This is a genomic window from Bradyrhizobium sp. Crot121, from assembly GCF_059512385.1.
Window position 1 is genome coordinate 24,418 of the sequence record NZ_JCAMOR010000033.1, and the last position, 21,014, is coordinate 45,431.

General features: G+C 61.9%; 18 protein-coding genes. 11 read left to right on the forward strand and 7 right to left on the reverse strand.

The features are described from left to right. Positions 1–58: 58 nt before the first annotated feature. From hpnN to AC5ZGW_RS25810, 4 genes are all read left to right on the forward strand, one after another. Complete coding sequence (hpnN, locus tag AC5ZGW_RS25795; RefSeq protein WP_130225038.1) at positions 59–2,686, forward strand: hopanoid transporter HpnN; 2,628 nt, start codon at positions 59–61, stop codon at positions 2,684–2,686. Between the two features lie 230 nt (positions 2,687–2,916). Continuing rightward, entirely contained in the window at positions 2,917–3,123 is a 207-nt protein-coding gene (locus AC5ZGW_RS25800) for a hypothetical protein (RefSeq protein WP_165435125.1), read from the forward strand. A gap of 173 nt (positions 3,124–3,296) precedes the next feature. Further along, positions 3,297–4,316, forward strand: a complete 1,020-nt coding sequence (locus AC5ZGW_RS25805; protein ID WP_028165709.1) for a patatin-like phospholipase family protein — start codon at positions 3,297–3,299, stop codon at positions 4,314–4,316. Between the two features lie 4 nt (positions 4,317–4,320). After that, complete coding sequence (locus AC5ZGW_RS25810; protein ID WP_130225037.1) at positions 4,321–5,775, forward strand: GntP family permease; 1,455 nt, start codon at positions 4,321–4,323, stop codon at positions 5,773–5,775. A 317-nt stretch (positions 5,776–6,092) separates the two neighbouring features. Here the strand turns inward: AC5ZGW_RS25810 and AC5ZGW_RS25815 are convergent, their stop codons facing one another. Together AC5ZGW_RS25815 and AC5ZGW_RS25820 are read right to left on the reverse strand one after the other, a co-directional pair. Continuing rightward, positions 6,093–7,844 (reverse strand): PQQ-dependent sugar dehydrogenase, encoded by a 1,752-nt coding sequence (locus AC5ZGW_RS25815; protein WP_130225035.1) that lies wholly within the window; start codon positions 7,842–7,844, stop codon positions 6,093–6,095. Between the two features lie 390 nt (positions 7,845–8,234). Beyond that, positions 8,235–9,170, reverse strand: a complete 936-nt coding sequence (locus AC5ZGW_RS25820) for an AEC family transporter (protein WP_130225034.1) — start codon at positions 9,168–9,170, stop codon at positions 8,235–8,237. A gap of 97 nt (positions 9,171–9,267) precedes the next feature. Between AC5ZGW_RS25820 and AC5ZGW_RS25825 the strand changes: the two genes are divergently transcribed. The 5 genes from AC5ZGW_RS25825 (at position 9,268) to blaBJP (ending at position 14,976) form a co-directional block, all read left to right on the forward strand. Continuing rightward, the gene (locus AC5ZGW_RS25825; RefSeq protein ID WP_130225033.1) at positions 9,268–10,149 is read left to right on the forward strand and encodes a LysR substrate-binding domain-containing protein; all 882 of its coding nucleotides are present in this window, start codon (positions 9,268–9,270) and stop codon (positions 10,147–10,149) included. Between the two features lie 265 nt (positions 10,150–10,414). Then, positions 10,415–11,581 carry a peptidase M15 gene (locus AC5ZGW_RS25830; RefSeq protein WP_496113982.1) on the forward strand — a complete coding sequence of 389 codons (1,167 nt, stop codon included), beginning with the start codon at positions 10,415–10,417 and terminating at the stop codon, positions 11,579–11,581. Between the two features lie 127 nt (positions 11,582–11,708). Next, positions 11,709–13,223 (forward strand): L,D-transpeptidase family protein, encoded by a 1,515-nt coding sequence (locus tag AC5ZGW_RS25835; protein ID WP_245474630.1) that lies wholly within the window; start codon positions 11,709–11,711, stop codon positions 13,221–13,223. A 242-nt stretch (positions 13,224–13,465) separates the two neighbouring features. Further along, positions 13,466–14,002, forward strand: a complete 537-nt coding sequence (locus AC5ZGW_RS25840; protein WP_245474626.1) for a hypothetical protein — start codon at positions 13,466–13,468, stop codon at positions 14,000–14,002. An 86-nt stretch (positions 14,003–14,088) separates the two neighbouring features. Beyond that, positions 14,089–14,976 (forward strand): BJP family subclass B3 metallo-beta-lactamase, encoded by an 888-nt coding sequence (gene blaBJP / locus AC5ZGW_RS25845; protein WP_130225030.1) that lies wholly within the window; start codon positions 14,089–14,091, stop codon positions 14,974–14,976. 222 nt (positions 14,977–15,198) lie between these two features. On the opposite strand, the gene AC5ZGW_RS25850 is transcribed toward blaBJP, so the two are convergent. Both AC5ZGW_RS25850 and AC5ZGW_RS25855 read right to left on the reverse strand, forming a co-directional pair. Then, entirely contained in the window at positions 15,199–15,534 is a 336-nt protein-coding gene (locus AC5ZGW_RS25850) for a PDZ domain-containing protein (RefSeq protein ID WP_245474625.1), read from the reverse strand. A gap of 46 nt (positions 15,535–15,580) precedes the next feature. Then, complete coding sequence (locus AC5ZGW_RS25855) at positions 15,581–16,306, reverse strand: Crp/Fnr family transcriptional regulator (protein WP_165435124.1); 726 nt, start codon at positions 16,304–16,306, stop codon at positions 15,581–15,583. Between the two features lie 232 nt (positions 16,307–16,538). Between AC5ZGW_RS25855 and AC5ZGW_RS25860 the strand changes: the two genes are divergently transcribed. Further along, entirely contained in the window at positions 16,539–17,027 is a 489-nt protein-coding gene (locus AC5ZGW_RS25860; protein ID WP_130225028.1) for a hypothetical protein, read from the forward strand. 12 nt (positions 17,028–17,039) lie between these two features. Here the strand turns inward: AC5ZGW_RS25860 and AC5ZGW_RS25865 are convergent, their stop codons facing one another. After that, positions 17,040–17,498, reverse strand: coding sequence for a CDP-archaeol synthase (locus AC5ZGW_RS25865; RefSeq protein WP_245474624.1), 459 nt, complete (start codon positions 17,496–17,498; stop codon positions 17,040–17,042). 269 nt (positions 17,499–17,767) lie between these two features. On the opposite strand from AC5ZGW_RS25865, the gene AC5ZGW_RS25870 reads away from it, so the two are divergent. After that, positions 17,768–18,184 (forward strand): DUF3775 domain-containing protein, encoded by a 417-nt coding sequence (locus AC5ZGW_RS25870; protein ID WP_130225027.1) that lies wholly within the window; start codon positions 17,768–17,770, stop codon positions 18,182–18,184. Positions 18,185–18,372: 188 nt separating this feature from the next. Here the strand turns inward: AC5ZGW_RS25870 and AC5ZGW_RS25875 are convergent, their stop codons facing one another. Continuing rightward, entirely contained in the window at positions 18,373–18,741 is a 369-nt protein-coding gene (locus AC5ZGW_RS25875) for a hypothetical protein (protein ID WP_130225026.1), read from the reverse strand. 134 nt (positions 18,742–18,875) lie between these two features. After that, entirely contained in the window at positions 18,876–20,915 is a 2,040-nt protein-coding gene (locus AC5ZGW_RS25880) for an NAD(+) synthase (RefSeq protein ID WP_130225025.1), read from the reverse strand. Between the last annotated feature and the right edge of the window lie 99 nt (positions 20,916–21,014).

Genomic DNA, 21,014 nt, shown 5'->3' on the forward strand with positions numbered 1-21,014 from the left:
GCATTGACGCGTAGTTCGTGACCGAGGGCGATACACGCGTTGGGAAAGCCGATTCATCATGTTGAAATCAGCAATCGTTGGAGTCGTGGATTTCTGTGCGCGGCGGCGCTGGTGGGTTCTCATTATCGGAATCCTGCTCGCGGTCGCAGCGCTCGTCTATGACGTCACGCGCTTCTCGATCACGACGGACACCGACAAGCTGATCTCGAACAACCTTGCATGGCGTCAGCGCCAGGCGGCGTTTTCCGAGGCATTTCCGGACAAGGGAATCCTGGTCGTGGTCTCCGCACCGACGCCGGAAAATGCCGAAGCGGCGACAAGCGCGCTGACGCAGGAACTCGCCAAGCACCCGGATCTGTTCCGCGCGGTGGTTCAGCCGGACGGCGGCGAATTCTTTCAGCGCAACGGTCTCCTGTTCGAGCCGCTGCCCAGCGTCAAGCAGTCCATCACGGGATTGTCGAGCGCCGATTTTCTGATCGGCTCGCTGGCGGCCGATCCGACCCTGCGCGGCGTGGCGAAGGCGCTCGGCTATGCGCTCGATGGTGTCGAGGGCGGAGACATCAAGCTCGACCAGCTCGTGTGGCCGCTCTCGCTTGCCGACAAGACCCTGAATGACGTGCTTGCCGGCAAGCCGGCGACATTTTCATGGCAGGCGCTGGTGCAGGGCTCGCAGCCGCAGACGGACCGATTGCGCCACTTCATAGAAGTCGAGCCGGTCCTGGATTTCTCCGCGTTGCAGCCGGGCCGCAAGGCGACGGACGGCATCCGTCGAGCCGCCACCGATCTGAAATTGGGCGAGACGTTCGGCGCCACCGTACGGCTCACCGGCACAGTGCCCATGAACGACGACCAGTTCTCGGTGATCCGGCAAAGCGCGCTGCGCGACACGTTGACGGCCTTGTTCGGAACGCTGATCATATTGTGGCTGGCGCTGCGTTCGTGGAAGATCGTCACGGCGGTGTTTTTCAGCGTGATCGTCGGCCTCACTGTGACCGCTGCCCTTGGCATCGTCATGGTCGGGGCCTTCAACCTGATCTCGATTGCATTCTTCGTTCTGTTTATCGGGCTGGGCGTTGACTTCGGCATCCAGTTCAGCGTCCGTTACCGCTCCGAACGGCATGAGTGCAGCGATTTGCGGGAAGCGCTGCGACGGGCCGCGCGCAAGGTGGGAGCCCCGCTTTCGCTAGCTGCCGGCGCCACCGCGGTGGCCTTCTTCTCATTCCTGCCGACCAGCTATCGGGGCCTTTTCGAACTGGGGCTCATTGCCGGATGCGGCATGTTGATTGCCTTCTTCTGCAGCATCACCCTTGTCCCGGCGATGTTGACGCTGCTGAAACCGCCCGGAGAACTGGCGCCGGTCGGTTTCAGCAGCCTCGCCCCACTGGATAATTTCCTGCAGCGGCATCGCATCGCGGTGATCGCCGGCACCATCCTCGTCGTCCTCGCCGGAACGCCGCTGCTCTCTCGCCTTCCGTTCGACTTCAACCCGATCAACCTGCAAAATCCGCACGCCGCGTCCGTCGTGACCTATCGCGAATTGCAGGGCAATCCGCTGACCAGCGGCGACGATGCCGAAGTGCTGGCATCATCGCTGAGCGAAGCCGGCAGAATCGCAAAGCGGCTGGCGGCGCTGCCCGAGGTCTCGCGCACACTCACGCTCAACAGCTTTGTTCCCGATGGCCAGGACCAGAAGATCGCCGTCATCAAGGCCGCTGCGCCGCGCCTCCATGGCGCGCTCAATCCGCCGCGCGATCCGGCGCCGACGGACAAGGACACCGTGGATGCCATTCGCGCGACCGCGCAGCATCTTACGAAAGTCGCGGGCACCGCGACCGGCCCGGGCGCTGAGGTCGCGCGACGCGTTTCCGATTTGCTGACGCGCCTGGCGCAAGCCGACGCCGCGACGCGCGCAAGCGCCGAAGCTGCCTTCGTTCAGCCGCTGAACCACGATCTCAACCAGTTACGGAACAGCCTCGATCCGCAACCGGTGACCATCGAGAATCTTCCCGCCGATCTTGTTCGCGACTGGCTGTTGCCCGACGGCAGGGCGCGCGTTGAGGCCCTGCCGAAAGGCAACGCCCAGGATAGCAGCGTCATGCGGCGGTTTGCGACGGCAGTCATGGCCGCGGAGCCTTCGGCCACCGGCCCCGCCATCAGCCTCTATCAATCGGGCCGAACAGTCATCGACGCCTTCATTGAAGCGGGCGCGCTTGCGCTTGGCGCCATCGCGATCCTGCTCCTGATCGCGTTGCGCCGCGTCACGGATGTGCTGTTGACGCTGATACCGTTGCTGCTGGCCGGCGCGGTCACGCTGGAGATCTGCACGCTGACCGGCACAGCGATGAACTTTGCAAACATCATCGCCTTGCCGCTGCTGCTCGGCGTCGGCGTCGCGTTCAAGATCTATTACATCATGGCCTGGCGCGAAGGGCAGACGGGCTTGCTGCAATCCAGCCTGACCCGCGCGGTGATCTTCAGCGCCATGACCACCGGGGTGGCGTTCGGAAGCATGTGGGCATCGAGCTATCCGGGCATGTCGAGCATGGGCAAGATGATGGCGCTCGCGCTGCTCTGCACAATGGCCGCTGCCGTGCTGTTCCAGCCGGTCCTGATGGGACCGCCACGCCAGGTCAGAGCGGCTTCGGCGCAGCGGTCGGCCGATCCATTGCCTCGCCCGGCGGAATAAATCTTCCCCTGGTCTGATCCAGGCATCAGTAGCGACGGTTTTTCTGAAAGCTCGGCTGCATGATAGCGAACCGGTTCACATTCAACGTCGGCTCTGTCATGCTATGTTCACATATCGCAGCCGGACGGAGGACTGGGCGACTGCTGCTTGAAGGGGCGAAGCTGCATCTGGCCATCGTGACCGAGCGAAAATGGTGACGTGCTCGCTTGCAACATTGCTGGAGGTTGACCATGCATTCCGTTTCAGCCGAATGGCAATCCGCTTCGACAGCCCCCTCTGACGAGGATCTGGAAATCTGTACATTGAATTATGATGGCATGGTCCGTGCGCTTCCCTTTCCTTGCCGCAGGGACGGAACCAACTGGGTCGATCGTTTGGGCGGAATGCACGCCGACATTCATCCGACCCAATGGCGCAAATGGATCGAGCCGAACTAGCCCCCGGGTGAGGGCGACGCGGACTGGCCCTGCGCTACCGGGATTGCGTCCTAACGCAGCCTGGTCTGCAGCCGAGCGGAGTCGGTCTGGGAACATCGACCACAAGTTTGTCTCGCATGTTCCCGCTACCTCAGACATAGTGAGCCTCCCGTACGCCGCGGAAGTGAGGGCTCATGAACCGAAGCCCGGTGCTCATAGACCTGGCCCTCCAAGGCGGAGGCTCGCATGGTGCATTCACCTGGGGCGTCCTCGACCGGCTGCTTGAAGAGCCATGGTTTCAGATTGCGGGCATATCCGGGACATCTGCCGGGGCGATGAACGCTGCCGTGCTGGCGGACGGCTGGACGGAGGGCGGCGCTGCCGGGGCACGTGAGGCCCTGGACAAATATTGGCGGAGCGTCTCGCGCGCCGCTGCATTCAGCCCGCTGCAACGCTCGCCGCTCGACCATCTCATGGGACGATGGTCGCTCGACACCTCTCCCGCCTATCTCTTCACCGATTTGATGTCGCGGATGCTGTCGCCCTACGACCTCAATCCGCTCGGCTTCAATCCATTGCGAGAGATACTGGCCGGCGCCGTCGATTTCGATCGTCTTGCCCGCGCGCCGATCAAGCTCTTTGTCACCGCCACGCGGGTGCGGACCGGTCGCGGACGGATCTTCCGCAACGCGGAGATCAACGCGGATGTCCTGCTGGCGTCGGCCTGCCTGCCAACGATGTTCCGCGCCATCGAGATCGATGGCGAGCCCTATTGGGACGGCGGTTACGCGGGCAACCCGACGATCACGCCGCTGGTTCGCGAGACCGATGCGCACGACACCATCATTGTGCAGATCAACCCGACCGAGCGGCCGGAGCAGCCACGCACCGCCGCCGAAATCCTCAACCGCCTCAACGAGATTTCATTCAATTCGCCGCTTGCGAAGGAACTGCGGATGATCGCGCTGCTCCGCCAGGTAGCCGACCCCGGCACTGGCGAGGGCGCCCGTTGGGCGCGGATGAAGACGCACCGCATCAAGAGCGACATGCTCGCGACGTTCGGCGCGTCATCCAAGCTCAACGCCGAATGGGCGTTCGTATCCAAGCTGCGCGAGGAAGGGCGGCGGGCCGCCAACGAGTTCCTCGACATGCACGGCGCCGATCTCGGCATGCGTTCGACCGCCGATCTCGATATCCTGCTGGCGGAGTGCTGAGGTCATGGGGCTTCTCGGCATTTTGGTCGGGCTTGGTCTGCTGATCTGGCTTGCTTTTCGCGGCTGGAGTGTCCTGCTGCTGGCGCCGATCGCCGCACTGATCGCCGCAGCCTTCGATCGTCAACCGCTGCTCGCCAACTGGACGCAGACGTTCATGAGTAGCGCGGCGGAATTTCTCGCACAATTCTTCCCGATCTTTCTGCTTGGCGCCGTCTTCGGGAAGCTGATGGACGACAGCGGTGCGGTGGTCGCGGTCGCGAACTTCATTACCCGCAGTCTGGGCGAGCGCCGGGTGATCCTTGCCGTGGTGCTCGCAGGTGCATTGGTCACTTACGGCGGCGTCAGCCTGTTCGTCGCGTTCTTCGTGATCGTTCCGATGGCCCAGACGCTGTTTCGCAAGGCGGCGATTCCGCATCGCCTCGTGCCTGCGGCGGTCATTCTCGGCACCTCGACTTTCACCATGTCGGCGATGCCTGGCACACCGTCGATTCAGAACGCCATCCCGATGCCCTTCTTCGGTACGACGCCCTTCGCGGCGCCAGGCCTCGGCCTTATCGCGTCGATGATCATGCTGGGCATCGGGCTATGGTGGCTGCATCGCGCCGAGAAAACGGCGCGACGCGCGAATGAGGGCTATGGCGACGCGCCATCGTCAACTCCCGAATCTGCGGCCGATGATGAACGATTGCGCGGGCGGGCTGCAACCGCGCGGGAATTCGATCCCGCGGAGATCCACCACGGACACCACAGCGAAGTGGCGGCCCCGGTTCTCAACACCATTCTTCCCTTGATCGTCGTTGTCGTTATCAATCTCGTGATGTCGCTCGTTGTCCTGCCGCGGCTCGACTTCTCATTCCTGGCCGAGCAGCGCTGGGGGAACACGTCGCTATCAGCCGTTGCCGGTGTCTGGTCGGTCATCGTCGCCTTGGCGGCAGCAATCGCGGCAGTCATCCTCTGCAACTGGACGCGACTGCCTGCACTGCGGCAAACCATGGATGCCGGGGCCAATGCGTCCGTCCTGCCCGCCTTGAGTGTCGCCAGCCTCGTCGGCTTCGGCGCCGTTGTTGCGTCCCTCCCCGCCTTCGACATGGTGCGGGACTGGGTGCTCGGCATCGAAGGCGGGCCGCTGGTCTCGCTTGCCGTCGCCACAAATCTGCTTGCGGCGTTGACAGGGTCGGCTTCCGGCGGCTTGACGATCGCGCTCGATGCGCTGGGTCAGACCTACATGGAAATTGCCGCGCAGGCCGGGATTGATCCCGGCATCTTGCATCGCGTGGCAGTGATCGGCGCGGGGACCCTGGACATTCTGCCTCACAATGGCGCCGTCGTGAGCCTGCTCGCGATCTGCGGCCTGACGCATCGCGAAAGCTACTTTGACATTGTGATGGTCGGGATCGTGAACTCCGTCATCGCTCTTGCCGCGGTGATCGCGATCGGCACCATGTTCGGGTCGTTTTGACGCCGCCAAGCGACGACGCACTGCCCGATGCTTACGACCAGGGCCTGCACTCATTTGTGGACGCCCTGCATCCGGCCTCTGATGCAGCGATGGAGCTGACGATATCCAGACCGATTGTGATAACCTCTGACACGGATGCCTCCCTTAAGTGGTGCTCAACACCTCCACTTTGGCACATCGATGCCGTCGGGCGGGGCGTTCCCCCATCATAAATCGGGAAGCTACGGATCAGGGCACGTTTCGAGCCACTCCCGCTCGACGTCGTGCCTCCAATGGGCGCCCCATGCATGCAAATGCAGATGACATGCAGTCGATGTTTATTGTAGCGTTCCAAGATAACCGATGATTGCAGCGCGTTCGGCATCATTGACGCCCGTGTAATCCATCGAGGTCCCCGGGCAGGCCTCGCGGGGTCGCTTGAGGAACTCGTCCAGTCGCGCGTCAGTCCATACTCCCCCCAGTTGGCGCAAGGCGGGCGAGTAATCCGGGTAGTTCCTGATCGAGGCGACCCGCCGACCAACCACGCCGAACAGATTCGGGCCGATCCGATTGCCGCTGATTGGCGCCGACTGGTGGCAACCGCTGCACTTCTCCGCAAACAGTGTCTCTCCGATGCTACCTTCTTTCGGGCGCACCGAGACCAAGGTTGCGGCGTCTGTCCACAGGATGACGCGACCGTCATGCCCCTCGATGAGGTCGCGGATTCCACTGCCGATGACGATCGACTCGAGATAAGCGACATGGCCGTCGCGCACCCGCGCGCGAAATAGCGTACCGGCCTTGAGCGAGCCGATCAACAGATCGCCGCGCCATTGCGGAAACAGCCCGCCCTCGACAGCCAACAGGTTTGAAGTCGCGATCGAAGGGACCCAGGCAAACACCGGCGTCTGATAGCGCTGCTGCGCGTCAGGCTTGTTCAGAGGCCAGGAGAATGAACCATAATCCGTCCCGTCGGTCGTGTACGGCCAGCCGTAGTTTTTGCCGCGCTCCAATCGGTTGAGTTCGTCGCCGCCTTGCGGGCCGTGCTCGGTGGACCATATGGTTCCCGACCGATCAACGAAGAGGCCCTCCGGATTCCGGTGACCGAGCGTGAAGACCGCTGCGCGGCCGTCGGCAATATTGATGGCGATGGTCTTACCGTACGAGGTCGCAGAATTCTGCGCCTGTGCTTCAACCGAGGCGACACCGTCGAACCCGAAATCGCCGACGGCAAGCAGCAGCGTCTGTGTATCGAGCAGCGCCATCCGGCCGCCCCCGAAATAGCCGACAAACGCGATGCCGTGACGTCGGCCCTCTCCGCGGACCGGCAGACACGGCGTAGTCTCGTAAAGCATCTTCCATTCCGGACCCGCCGCGCCGCGTAGAATGGTGGTACGATCTGAGTGCAGCATCGAGACCCGCTCGACCCAGCACTGCTGAGCAGCCTTCCAGTACGGATGTGAGACGAACACTCGCACGTCGGGGCCGGTCTCCTGCACCAGCAGAGCATAGGTCCGAAACCATTCGGTATTGAGAACCTCGCCTGCGGCCTCGACCCGCTGGCCTTCCTGCGGCAGCCATTCGTCTCGGGGAGCAGCCCAGGGGCGCCCGGCTGCCGCGGCAAACTCATCGCCGTTGATGGGAACGCGATAGGGCAGTGGGATGATCTTCAGACGGTCTGTCTCCGCCTCCCAGCCGAAGACGTAGAGATGACCATCCCCACTCAACTGCAGGTAACGATCGCCGATGCGCGCCAGCCCTCCGCCGCGCACCACGGATTTCGGAAAAACTCCCGAATAAGTTTCGACGTTGAGATTATAGTACTCGGTCCTGATCACGGCTGCAGTTTGCCGCAGCGACACCTGCGCTGTCAGACTCGGTGCGACCAGGCCAACCACGATCGTGGCGAGCAGCGCGCCTAGCGCGATAGCCCGGTGCAGCAGCGAGGTTCCGACTAGATATGGCGCCGGAACAAGCACCACGGCGGATAAGAACGTGGCAACCGTGATGGTACGCGGAAAATTACTCTTGGTGACAATGAAACCTAGGAAGACCACGCCGAAAATGGCGACCGTCGATACGACTATCAACCGCAGAGTCTGCCAACGTCGGGCGGACCGGAGCAGCGCAGCAATGCTGGCGCTGGCGACAAACGCAGTCGCAAGACACGCGAAGGGCAGCCACAGAGAACGCGGCAATTGCCATACTGGCAAGCCGAATCTCCACGCTGCTAAAAGCAATAGCAGACCGACAGACGTGGCGTACCACGCTGTGAGATAGCGCCATGACGGCGCTGCGCTCGCTTTCACTCTACCCTCTGGGCCGCGCCCCCCGTCGCACTAGTAGGCTAGCTTAGCTTGCGCGCATGCGAGAATTAAATCGACCGCCTTGGTTAACAACCAAACTTCAGATGGATCGTGAGGTGGTAGTGATACAAGGAACTACTGCTTTCCAGAGATCTGCGCCGTCACGAGTACACACTAAGCGGCCAAAGCGAGATACCCGCTCACGGTCAGAATCGATGCCGCAGTGGAAGCAAGGATGACGTTGGACGTGATATCAGCCTCGCGCTGGTAGAACTCCGCCAGCATGAACGGGCCCGTCCCGGTCGGAAGAGCGGCCAGCAGAACCGCAACGTGAGTGAGCAACGGTGACAGGCCGAACACGGCGGTCGCCATGATCCATGTGACGGCCGGCTGCAGGACAAGCTTGAAGCTCACGAGGAGCGCTGCCGATCCGATATCCTGCTCTGAGGTCTCGCGCTTGGCTGCCAGGAACAGTCCGAGCGCAACAAGCGCGCAGGGCGAAGCCGCGCCACCCAATAGTTTCAGGAAGCTTTCGGCCGGCGCAGGGACACTGAGACCGGCGAGCGGAACGATCGCGCCGAGAGCAGGTGCGACCAGCAAGGGATTGCGAAGCAGCGAGCCGCCCACCTTGATGAGAAGGTGCTTGCGTCGCTTTTCGGTTTGCAGGCCAGTTTCGATCAGCACGATGGCAATGGCAAAGAGGATGCAGACCGTGATGATCGTGGCAATGAGGGTCGGGGCCAACGCGTCGCGGCCAAGCGCCACCAGCGCCAGCGGAAAACCGACAAAGCCAACATTCGCGTAGCCCGCGTTCAGGCCGTCGATGGCGGCGTCGGCCAGGTGCCGCGGGTGGCGTAGACGAACGGCAATCGTGAGGCAGAAGACCAGCGCCGCGCCGATGCCGAATGCCGCGATAAAGCCCGGCTGCCAGACATCGGCCCATTGGGCGTGCGCGATGACGTCGAAAAGCAGGGCCGGGAGCGCGAGGTGCACGACGAAGCGGTTCAACTCGGTAGACGCGTGGGGGCCGAGGACGCCGAGCCGGCGAGCGAACCAGCCCGCGAAGATCAGTGCGAAAATGGGGAGGACGGTGGTGAGGGTCGAGAGCATTGGAGAGCCTGACTTTGAAATTGCCGGTTAGCTCTATCCAGCCGTTCTGATATCATCCAATACCAATTCACGCCGCTATCCATACCTTTTCGGTATCATGATCGACATCAGGCAGATGCGCTATTTCGTGGCCTTGGCCGAGACGCTCCACTTTGGGCGCGCGGCCGAGCGCCTTCACATCAGCCAACCGCCGCTGAGCAGGCAGATCGCAGCGCTGGAAAAGGAGCTCGGCGTCCGCCTGTTCGAGCGTCACTCTCGGCGCGCTACGCTGACCCATGCAGGTCGGCGCTTCCTGGAGGACGCACGCGCGGTCCTGATCAGCTTCGATCAGGCCTGTCGCAACGCGCGTCTGGCCGAGCGCGGCGAGCTGGGCGAGCTTTCCATCGGCTTCATGATGCACGCGGCCTACACCGTCCTGCCGGGGCTGGCGCGGCGTTACATGGCCAATCATCCCGGGGTACGCGTCGAATTGCGGGAGATCGTTCCCGCCACTTTGGCTGATGCTGTGCTGGCCGGGCAGTTCGATGCCGCCATCATGTTCAACGCCGGCCCCATTCGAGGCCTCGAGACGCAAACGATCTATCGCGAGCGGCTGTGCCTGGCCGTGCACGCCAGCCATCCTCTCGCCGGCCATGAGGTGATCCGCGCCAAGCAGCTCAATGGCGAGCCCCTGATCGCTGTCCCCACCGATGTCGCACCGAAGCTGCGCGAGGCCATTGTCGGCTACTGTCGTTCGGGCGGGTTCGAGCCGACATTCAGGTTGGAGGTCGCACTTCAGCAGACAATCGTGAATCTCGTGGCGGAGAACCTTGGCATTGCCCTGGTGCCGCAATCCATGGGGCAGCTCGGCATTGCGAATTTGGTCCACCGTAAGCTTGAAAAAGCGCCGACCATCGAGCACGTGGTCGCCTGGCGGCCAAGCAATCTCAATCCGGCGCTCCAGCCTTTCCTTGCGGAAGCGCGGGCCGTTGCCCCGTAACAGGTGAGTGCGTAGCTGCCCTTCCCTGCTTCGATTGGCTACAATTCAATTTGTATTTGTCTGAAAGCGCGGCGTTCTGCCTGCCAACCAGACGAAATCGCTTGCTGCGTCAGCAGCGCGTTGCACCCGGGCAACAGTCCCAGGAAAAAGTGTCAACCGGCACTTTTCGCCATTGTGCGTCCACAACTCGATCGGAAAGATCAGCGCTGTCGCATGCTTGGCTGTGTAACTCGGCTCAAGTGGAGCCCTTTGGAGGCTACGGGACATGAACCCGCGGCAATTTGCGACGGTGGCGCCGGCGCTGTGCGGAACGATCGTTCTCGCAGGTTGGGTCGTTGCATCGCTCGGCGGCTTAGGTTCCGCCAGCATCGAGCACTCCGGCGCGCTGCCGATCGAAGACCACCCCGCACCCTCTCTTTCCACCAACGCCGAGCCCGCGGATGCACCACAGGCAGCCGCGGCGGGAAGCGCCACTATCGTCGCGTCCGCCGATGTGGCAGCCGCCGTCGAGTCGGTGAAGGGGATCGTTGCCGATGCGCCGGCGGCCTCGGTTGCGGCGGAACCGATCGTCGAAGCCGCGCTGCCGGATTCGTCGCCGACGCTGCCGGCCGAAACACCACCCATGCAGGTGGCAACAGCGAACACGCCTGACCCGGTGCTGAACGACAACGGCACGGAGGCGGCAAACCGCATCGAAATTCTCGACGAATGCCTGGTGGTGGACATCTGCGTCGACCGATACCTGTGGGCGCTCTACCAACGCACGCCCAAGGAAGACACCAACAAGGTGTCCGAGCAGAGGAAAGTGACAATCAGGAAGAGAGGCAAGACGAGGACTGTCACCAGAACTTTTACAAGGCTCGTCGATGCCGACTTTACCTGGAAGGATCCGAAGGCGGCGGAAAGAGCCGGCATGCCGATGATGGACTACGTGATCGGAGGCATGGATCGGGGCTTCAAGCTGAAGCTGTTTCATGCGCTTCACGCGGCGGAGCAAGCCGGACTGTCGCCGGGCATCACCAGCGCGTTCCGCGATGACTACCGTCAAGCAATCGCAAGCGGCCTGAAGGCGGCAAGCAACAGGTCATATCATGGCGGAAGCTTGCGCGGCGGCTATGGCCACGGGCTCGCGGCCGACATCGTGAGCGTGAAAGGCACGACACGGGGGCAGCGGTGGATTGCCAGTGAAGCCCTCTGGAAATGGGTCGATGCACACGGGAAGGAGTTCGGCATCGGGCGACCGTATCTCGATCGAGATCCGCCGCACGTGGCACCGATCGACGGCAGAGAATATGCCTCCCACCACGGCGGAACGAAGGTTCGCCACGCGGAGGCGAACACGAAAAAGCACACCAAACTGGTTATGCGCGCCGATCGCGGCGCGGCGAAACGCACAAAAAACGCAAGAGCGTCGAAGGGGAGAACGATCTAACCGTATTTCAAGCATGCGCTCCAACGACGCGAGCAAGCTCTGCCAAATTCCTTAATTGCGCCGCGCGAATGTCCCAAGAACCATACGAGTTTGGATCGGGGCGACTGGCGCCGCAGATGGTGTGCGCATGATTTCGCGTTTTGTGAGACGGCAGCGCAAACAGACGCGGCGGCAGCCAGCATATCTTATCATCGCCGCTTTCGCCGCACTTATCGCGGCTGGAGACCCTGCGGACGCCAGGGGGGCTCGGAGCGAGCGCTCGGTCGAATCCGTCCAGTCGCGCATCGCCGGCGAACCGATGATGGCCGTCGTTTCGCTCCAGGACCAGCGGATCACCGTTTACGACGCCAATGGCTGGATCCTGCGCGCGCCGGTGTCGAGCGGCCAGAGAGGACGCGAAACGCCAGCCGGGATCTTCAGCGTTATCCAGAAGGAAGCCGAGCACTACTCAAACCTGTATGACGATGCGTACATGCCCCACATGCAGCGCATCACTTGGTCGGGCATCGCACTCCATGGCGGCCCCCTGCCCGGCTATGCCGCATCCCATGGCTGCGTGCGGATGCCTTTCGATTTCGCGGCGCGCCTGTTCGAGGACACGCGGATCGGCTTGCGGGTGATCGTGGCACCAACCGATGTGGCGCCGATCGAGATTGCCCATCCGGCTCTGCTACAGCCGAAGCCGGGCGCCATCGCTTCGGCCGCTGCCCGGCGGGCAGAAGCCGATGAGGCGGCCGCAAAGGCGGATCAGGCAAGGCGCGCCGCCGCGAAGGCTTACCGGGAATCCACACAGGCATCGATGCCGGTGCGCGTTGCGGACAATCTGAAGCGCAGGGCCGAGACGCAACTGGCCGCCGCCGAGGCCGCGCTTGGCTCCGCCGCCTCGCCCGAGGCAAAAGAACAGGCCGAGCGCACCAAAGCGCAGGCGGTCACCCGAGTAGCCGAGTTGCAGGAACAATGGACGGCGGCAAAGGCGGAGCTGCAACCGAAGCTCGATGCCGTCGCCGCCGCGCGTGAGGCCGCGCTCGCCGCGGAGAATGCGCGGATTGCGGCAGTCGACGCCGCACGCCAGGCGGCGCACGAGCTCGAGCCGGTATCAGTGCTGATCAGCCGCAAAACCCAGCGGCTGTATGTCCGGCGGGCATTTGAGCCCATCCTGGACAGCCCGGTCACCATCCAGGACCCCGATCGCCCGATCGGCACACATGTCTTCACCGCCATGGAGCCGACCGATGGCGGAAACGGCATTCGATGGAGCGTTGTTTCACTGGAAAGCAGCCATCCGCACGGCGGCGCGGCAGAACCTCACGATCCGGCGCGCGGCCACAGAGCTCGCGAGGTCGAGCCAAAGAAGACGGAGCCGGCCAGCGCAATGGCTGCGCTCGACCGGATCGTCATTCCGCAGGACGTGCTGGATCGCATCGCCGGGATAACGCCGCGCTCGTCGTTGATCATCACCGACGAAGGGTTGAGCTCTGAAACCAGCAAAGGAACGGAATTCGTGGTCCTCATGAGCGGCGAGCCGCAGGGAGGAATCAAGATGCGACGACGCGCTCCGGCAAGCGAGTATCCCTATGCCCGCGCACGCGACCGTCAGCTTTTCTGGGGCCGGCCGTTCGCGGGACCGTTTTCCACGTGGTGAGGCCGTGATTTTCGCACTGGTAACGACACAAATGCGCACTGCCAAACCGGACGTATCGCGGCGAAATTTGATGATGCGACGGCAAGCGGCGTCGCACTGGTGTTCTTGATATCCGGAGCGTATAGTTGCGGGAGACTTGGCGGTAGTGCGGAATGTCAGTTTTCTCAGGCAGATTAAGTTTCGCGGTCACTTTAGCAGCGCTCTGTCTGGGCGGGCAAACGGCCCACGGCCAAGTTGTTCCGATGACATATTGGACTCCAGGCTGGCCCATCGGCTTTGACAATGTGACGGTCGACCAGAGTTCGAGCACATACGGCAACTTTCCGAGCTTTGACGCCAGTGACGCTCGCGGCGGCCGCTTTTCCTATACGCGCTACAATTTCCCGAACGGCTGGTTCGTCGGCAGCGAACGCGGTGCCATGAGCTTGAGCGGCATCAACCAGTATGCAGCCTTTGGCAATTTCGGCTCGCTCTATACTGAGGGCGTGCAGTTCGGCTACAGCTTCAAGAACGCGGGCGGGCTGCCGCTCACGGTCTATGCCGGTTTCGACACCTTGAAATATAATACAGGCATCGGTAGCCCCTTCGCTCCCTTCGACTCCGTGTCCGGCACCCTGCCCGGCTATAGCGCGCATGCGGGCATCGAAATCCAGCCAGCGTCGAATCTCAGCCTCTCATTTGGCGTCGGCTACACCCAACAGTCGGGGCGCATCGACAGCGACATCAATTCGTCCTTGCTACCGGGCGCTTCTCCGTTTGCCTTCGGCGCTCGCCGCTAACGCACGCGAATGATGCTTGAGCTGGCGGCTCAAATCGCGCATCAATGCCCTTATTGCGCACCATAAAAAACAAAGGGGAGGCAATCATGAGGACGCTCACAGCCGTGCTGTGCGCCTTGGCGCTGTTCGCAACCGGCGCGCAAGCGCAAACCGTCAAGGATTTCCTGGCGCAGGTCACCAAGAAATGGACCACGCCGTTCGAGCCGTTTCAACTGATCGGCAACATCTACTATGTCGGCACCGACGGCATCGCCGTCTACGTGATCAAGACGTCTGAGGGTTTGATCCTCATGGACACCGCGCTTCCGCAGTCCACCGGCATGATCAAGGACAACATCGCCAAACTCGGCTTCGAGCTCGGCGACATCAAATACATCCTGAACACGCATGCACATTTCGATCACACCGGCGGCTTTGCCGAAATCAAGCAGGAGACCGGCGCGCAGCTCGTCGCAGGCGAACGTGACAAGCCCCTGCTGGAAGGCGGATATTATCCCGGCGATGAGAAGAACGCCGATCTCGGCTTCCCGCCCGTGAAGGTGGACCGCGCCGTCAAGGAAGGCGACAAGGTCACGCTCGGCGACACCACGCTGACGGCGCATGCGACGCCCGGCCACTCACCCGGCTGCACGAGCTGGGAGATGACCGTCAAGGAGGGCGGTCAGGATCGCGATGTGCTGTTCTTCTGCAGCGGAACAGTCGCGCTCAACAGGCTGGTCGGCAACCCGACCTATCCCGGCATCGCCGACGACTATCGATCGACATTCGCCAAAGCCAAGGCGATGAAGATCGACGTGCTGCTCGGCCCACATCCGGAAGTGTACGGCATGCAACAGAAGCGCGCGCAAATGAAGGACGGCACCCCCAACCCGTTCGTCAAGCCCGGCGAGCTCGCAGCCTACGCGGCAGGCCTCGAACAGGATTTCGATAAACAGCTCGCCAGGCAGACGGCCGCGCTCCAGAAGAGCAACTAGAGCGCAATGTCTTTTGGTTGAAACGCCGCTTCGCCGCAAGTTCACCTCTCCCGTAGGGAGAGGTCGTCCCGAAGGCGCGGGTGAGGGGTTACGGTGCCTCGATAGAGCAAATCCCCTCACCCGGCGTTACACGCCGACCTCTCCCTACGGGAGAGGTGAAGAGACGCAGCGCCCATCGCGGACACAATTCGACCTCATCTTATCAGACTCCAGACGCGGCAGTTATAGCGCCGTGCCGCCGCCAAACTTGGACGGATCGTTGTAGCTCGGCGTGTCGTCGTAGTGCATCAGCGGCCGAGGTGCTGCGAACTCCCAGCGCGGAACCGCGTAGACCGGGCCGGGTGGAATGATGACATGCTCCGGCCTGAAGTGATGGAGGGAGGCCGCACTGGCAGATGCAGACAGGGTGATCAACAGGCCTAAGGCCAAGAAAGTACGCATCGCGTTTACTCCGATGAACTTGTCGCCCGCTCTCATCCCATGAAGTGCGCTGGGGCCGCCATCGTACCAAGGTATGGCGGCATCACGATCGGTCACATCAGCGATATCGGCGGGCATGCCTTCTCGTGCCCGGCGCGGTCTGGCTCATCAAAGCCTCGACGGCTCACGCATCGGCCATCTTCTTGAAGGCTTCACGGTCAAGAACCTTGACGTGATGTCGGCCTCGCGTGGTTATGATCTTCTTCACGACGAGCGCCCGGAATGCGCGGCTGAGCGCCGGAAGTGTAATGCCGAGATAATCGGCGATGCTCGAACGATCCATCGGCAGATATATTTCCGAGATCGACTCGTTCCGCGCAATCTGCAGGTGCTCCTGGAGCTCAAGGAACATGGCGAGCCTCTTGACCGCTCTTTTCTGGACAAGGAGAACCGCATGATGCTGCGCCTGACGCAATTCGTCGCAGAGCTTCACAATGATTTGCACGTCGAGATTGGCGCTGCTGCTCAGAATCCGCTGCACCGACTGCAGCGGCATCTTGTAGGCGATGATGGGTGTTGTGGCCCTCGCCGTGTTGGTGTACCGCGCCTCCTCGGTCAAACCGAAGAGATCGCCGGGATAGAGAAAGGACATGACGGGCGGTCCGTCGGCAAGCATCCGATACGCGGTGACGACCCCGCTTATGATGTTGAACACCGCATCGGCGCGATCGCCTTGATTGTAGATCCGCTCGCCTTTCTCGAAGCGAACGATTGCAGCGATCTTTGCAAGCTGTGCGCGCTCGTCGTTGCTCAACAATTGATGCCGGACACGCTTTTTCGGATGACCCGGCGTCCAGGGATCGGTCGCATGAATCGCGGGTCCCGCCATGCGGGTTGCGTTCGTCGGCATATGTTGTCCACCTCTTGCCATCGCCGATGAGTAGCCGATCTGCCGCGTTTCCTTTTTGATCGCCGTCAAAGAGTACCTACGTTTGCCGGCGTTGGCGCGACCGGAACTGGCCGCCAACATGCGCGCTGCACAAATTTGATCCTGATCAAACTTTCGCCCACCAAGGAGGCTGCCTTTTTTCAGTCGGTACGCGATAACTTTGGCGGTGATGGCGGAATGGGGAAAGCGGTCGATGTCGTCGGATTCAAGTGATCCCCGCCTGACCTATGCACAAAATATCGAACGATACCGCCGGCTCCTGAAGACCCAGTTGAGCGATGCCGAGCGGGAATTCATCGAGCGACGGATTTCCGAAGCGCATCGCGCTTACGAGACACCAACCGACAGGTTCGTCGTTCGCGCCAATATCGATCACTTCCTGAAGGCCCTGTGGGACGGCAACCTGACGCCTGAAAAACGCTCCACCATTACCAAATTGCTGATCGAGGAGCAGAACAAGCTGAGCCATGACCTGGAGCAGCTTCGGTTCGCGGAGGATCGAGTACTGGCCGGCCGCAAACGTCTCGAGCATCTCAGAAGCAAATTGAACGACCCACGATCCGATCCGGCCAATCGATCGCAGGCAACCCGCCTGCTTGCGACAATGGAAGAAATCCAGCGGTTGCTGGAGGAGTTCTGCGAACAGCTGCGCCGCAAGGTCATTGGCAGGGACGGCATCTAGCGACCTTGCGCCTCAATAAGGCTGATCGCGGATGTGCAGCATGTATAACACGCGGGAGATCATCAGCTCCCCTACCAGAAAAATGCCGACACAGATGATGATGTCGACCCATGTCAGCGCTAGCGCATTCTGACAAACCACCAGCGGCAGAAGCGATTCCGGAATCTGGTCCAGCCCAACCGCCTGGGCGCTGGACGGCAAATTGAGACGACGCTTGATGAAGCTGGAGATGACATCGCCGAGCATGGCAAGGCATGCCACCAGAGCGCCTGTGGCGACGCTCACGCCAAGCACTGGCGCGGCCGCCGCAGTGGCGGCCACGGAAAGGACGACACCTCTGATCGTCTTTGACTGACCCAGCAACGGGCGGCCATCGACGAAATGCACCTCCGCATCCAAAGGAAACTCCAAACGGGAGCCGAATATCTTCTTGGCGATAACCGACGTGCCGTTCGCGAAGGTCAAGAGCACGAGCGATTGCAGGATTGGCCAAAGGTCCATCTGAATATCCTGCGCCGGCGCACGGCAGGTCCGGTGCAAAAGGATAGACGCACCGCACCTGCCAATTCAACCTTCAGCGTTTCCACGATTTCTCGCAATCGCCTTGCGTCAGGCATCGGAGCGACGGACGACACACTGATGGCCCCTGGCGCGCCCACGGTTCGTCGCCGAGTTTGACCCGCATCAATGGTGTACCATCACAGAACGGTTAGCTTGGCGGTCTCAGCGAGGAGTCTGCCATGAACGAAATTCCCCAAATTACCATTTCCTCCGCGAAGGTCGCAGCGATCCTCGCGAAGGCACGGCAGTTCGACGTCAAGGATGCGGTGACCGACCCGGAGCCCGCCTCCAACGCGAGTGACGATGCCATGCTTTCGGTCCTTGAGGATCATCGCGACGATCCCGTCAGCGGCGAACTGACGGCTATCATCCGCGGCCTGAACGAGGACGAACAGGTCGACCTGGTGACGCTTACATGGCTCGGCCGCGGCGACGGCGAACTCGACGAGTGGGACGACCTTCGCGCGGAGGCCGCGCACGCGCACAACAAGCGCACGGCGGAATATCTCTTGGGAATGCCGTTACTCGGTGACTATCTGGAAGAGGCCCTATCGCAATTCGGGCATTCCGCGGAGGAGTTTGAGCAGCCGCTCTAAAGCATTTTCGGTTCTGATAGCATCAGAACTGAAGCTCTAGATTCTTGTTTTGATGCGTTTTCTTCACGCGAACCGGTGTCCACCCTCGGATCAAGTCCGAGGGCATGCTTCGCTCGAAAACCCTCTAGCAAGGTCCGGAGAGATGCCTCAGGCACCGAAGGGCGCGACCGCATTGGATGCGCTGCCCGTCACTGATGGCGTCCAGTCGCGGCAGCCTTGCGCGGCGTTGCATTGCCGTGTCGGTTGTGATTGGAGCCATGCCGGCCGTTCGGCAACTCGATGGGCGTGTGCCGCTGCGCCTTGGCGTCGAACACCGTCACATGAAGCTTCGGATGTCGCTTCTTGATTTCGATCGCGGCCTTCTCGGCGGCCTCGTAGCTTTCGTGCTCGGACTTCAGTTGCCGATCGACGGCAACATGAAAAGGCTTGGTGAGCGATGGCTTGACGGATTTTCGACCCGAACCTGCGACATTGTTGGCGACCGGCGTCGTTACCGGCCCGATTCGAGTCGAGAAACCGGCTTTCCGTGAGGAACCGCGTTGCTTGTTCCTGGGCATTGGTCGACCTTCTCGAGAACATGCCCACGTCTACGAGCGGAAACCTTCATTCAGCGCATTTCCACTATCGGGACGTTGAGCTTGGTCAATAACAACGCAAATCAGTTCCGGCGGTGCCTATCGATCTGTCCTTGTCAGGCGGGCGGAACGTTTCGTTCCAAATCCTCCAGCCAAGCCGCAGCGCTGGCGTCCGAGGGCGCGCGCCAATCGCCGCGGGGCGAAAGTGACCCTCCGGCCGAAACCTTGGGGCCGTTTGGCATCGCGGAACGCTTGAACTGGCTGAACGCGAAAAATCGCCGCAGGAAGACCTCCAGCCAGCGCCTGATATCGGCAAGCGGATAGGCTTTGCGCCGGTCATTGGGAAACGCGGCTGGCCATTCGCCCTTGACAACGTCGTTCCAGGCATGCCAGGCGAGGAATGCGATCTTCGACGGCCGGAAGCCGAACCGAAGCGTATAGAACAGATTGAAGTCCTGCAGCTCATACGGCCCCACGGCCGCTTCCGTGCTCTGCGGGGTCTCGCCGGCCTGAACAGGTACCAGCTCGGGCGAGATCTCCGAGGCGAGAATGGCGCGCAACGTTTTTGCGACTTCATCGTCGAACTGTTCGGTCGCGATGACCCAGCGGATCAAGTGCTGGATCAACGTCTTCGGCACGCCGGCGTTGACGTTATAATGCGCCATCTGGTCGCCGACGCCATAGGTGCACCATCCGAGCGCCAGCTCGGAGAGATCGCCCGTGCCGATCACGATCCCTCCGCGATAATTGGCGAGGCGGAAGAGATAGTCGGTGCGCAGCCCCGCCTGCACATTCTCGAAGGTGATGTCATAGACCGGCTCGCCCCGTCCTGCGGGATGATCGATGTCGCGGAGCATCTGCGTGGCGGCTGGGCGGATATCGAGCTCGCCGGCGCTCACCTGCAGCGCCTGCATCAAGGCCAGAGCATTGGCCTTGCTTTCGCTGCCGGTCGCAAAGCCCGGCAGCGTGTAGGCAAGAATGTTCGATCTCGGCAATCCGAGAAGATCTATCGCCTTGGCGGCAACGATCAGGGCGTGCGTGGAATCGAGCCCGCCGGACACGCCGATCACGACGCGCTTGGTGCCGATGGCCCGCAGCCGCTGCACCAGGCCCGCAACCTGGATATTGTAGGCCTCGTAGCAATCCTGATTGAGGCGGCGCTGATCGCTGGGCACGAACGGGAAGCGCTCGACCTTCCTCGCAAATCCGATGTCCGTCATCGGAGGCCGCAGCGCGTAACCGATCCTCCGATAGGAGCCGGCACTCTTCTGCCTTCGATTGTCGTCGAAGGTGCTCATCAGCGAGCGCTCCTGACGCAGCAGATCCAGATCGATGTCGGCGATCGTGATCTGTCCGTCCTGCCGGAAACGCTCACCCTCCGCCAGCAGCACGCCATTTTCGAAAATGGAGGTCTGGCCATCCCAGGCCAGATCGGTGGTCGATTCCCCGATTCCCGCCGCGGCATAGACATAGGCGGCAAGGCAGCGTGCGGAGCAGGATCGCGATAAGAGATCACGCGACAGCGCCCGGCCGATCGTGATCGGACTGCCGGAGAGATTGGCGAGCACGGTCGCTCCGGCCAAGGCAAGTTCCGATCCCGGCGTCACCGGGATCCACATATCCTCGCAGATCTCGACGCCTATGGTCAGTCCCGGAACATCGTCGGCCTCAAAGAGCAGGTCGACGCCGAAGGGAGCGCGAACATCGCCAATTGTGATCTCCAACCCGGTCAATCCCGCGCCGGAGGCAAAGTGACGGGTTTCGTAAAACTCCCGATAGGTCGGCAGGTACGTCTTGGGAACGACGCCGAGAATGCGACCACGGTGAATGACAACAGCGCAATTGTAGATCCGCGCCCCATGACGCAGCGGTGCGCCGACGATCAGCACGGTCATCAGCTCGGCCGATGCCGCCCGGACGCTCACCAGCCCTCGCTCCACCGCATCCAGGAGCGGATCCTGCATGACCAGATCTTCGATCGCATAGCCGCAGAGACACAGTTCGGGAAATACCGCTGCTGCCACCGACTGCTTGTGGCAGGCGCGGGCCGCCTCGATGATCGCGGTCGCGTTGGCGGCCGGATCGGCGACACGGGACACCGTGACGCAGGCAGCGGCCCGGGCGAAGCCGTGGCGGTAGATCGAATGGAAACTCATATGGCTCGGCTCCGTCCCGCGAGACCCAGTTTGCAAGATAACTCCCCGGCCGATGCTGCGCCGTCAAGTCATCTCAGTTAGGTCTAGTCTATTCGAACA

Bases quoted from the DNA above. Each gene is read 5' to 3' on its own strand.
- hpnN (WP_130225038.1), top strand. From the start codon at position 59: ATGTTGAAATCAGCAATCGTTGGAGTCGTGGATTTCTGTGCGCGGCGG.
- AC5ZGW_RS25800 (WP_165435125.1), top strand. From the start codon at position 2,917: ATGCATTCCGTTTCAGCCGAATGGCAATCCGCTTCGACAGCCCCCTCT.
- AC5ZGW_RS25805 (WP_028165709.1), top strand. From the start codon at position 3,297: ATGAACCGAAGCCCGGTGCTCATAGACCTGGCCCTCCAAGGCGGAGGC.
- AC5ZGW_RS25810 (WP_130225037.1), top strand. From the start codon at position 4,321: ATGGGGCTTCTCGGCATTTTGGTCGGGCTTGGTCTGCTGATCTGGCTT.
- AC5ZGW_RS25820 (WP_130225034.1), bottom strand. From the start codon at position 9,170: ATGCTCTCGACCCTCACCACCGTCCTCCCCATTTTCGCACTGATCTTC.
- AC5ZGW_RS25825 (WP_130225033.1), top strand. From the start codon at position 9,268: ATGATCGACATCAGGCAGATGCGCTATTTCGTGGCCTTGGCCGAGACG.
- AC5ZGW_RS25830 (WP_496113982.1), top strand. From the start codon at position 10,415: ATGAACCCGCGGCAATTTGCGACGGTGGCGCCGGCGCTGTGCGGAACG.
- AC5ZGW_RS25835 (WP_245474630.1), top strand. From the start codon at position 11,709: ATGATTTCGCGTTTTGTGAGACGGCAGCGCAAACAGACGCGGCGGCAG.
- AC5ZGW_RS25840 (WP_245474626.1), top strand. From the start codon at position 13,466: ATGACATATTGGACTCCAGGCTGGCCCATCGGCTTTGACAATGTGACG.
- blaBJP (WP_130225030.1), top strand. From the start codon at position 14,089: ATGAGGACGCTCACAGCCGTGCTGTGCGCCTTGGCGCTGTTCGCAACC.
- AC5ZGW_RS25850 (WP_245474625.1), bottom strand. From the start codon at position 15,534: ATGCCCGCCGATATCGCTGATGTGACCGATCGTGATGCCGCCATACCT.
- AC5ZGW_RS25855 (WP_165435124.1), bottom strand. From the start codon at position 16,306: ATGCCGACGAACGCAACCCGCATGGCGGGACCCGCGATTCATGCGACC.
- AC5ZGW_RS25860 (WP_130225028.1), top strand. From the start codon at position 16,539: ATGTCGTCGGATTCAAGTGATCCCCGCCTGACCTATGCACAAAATATC.
- AC5ZGW_RS25870 (WP_130225027.1), top strand. From the start codon at position 17,768: ATGAACGAAATTCCCCAAATTACCATTTCCTCCGCGAAGGTCGCAGCG.
- AC5ZGW_RS25875 (WP_130225026.1), bottom strand. From the start codon at position 18,741: ATGCCCAGGAACAAGCAACGCGGTTCCTCACGGAAAGCCGGTTTCTCG.
- AC5ZGW_RS25880 (WP_130225025.1), bottom strand. From the start codon at position 20,915: ATGAGTTTCCATTCGATCTACCGCCACGGCTTCGCCCGGGCCGCTGCC.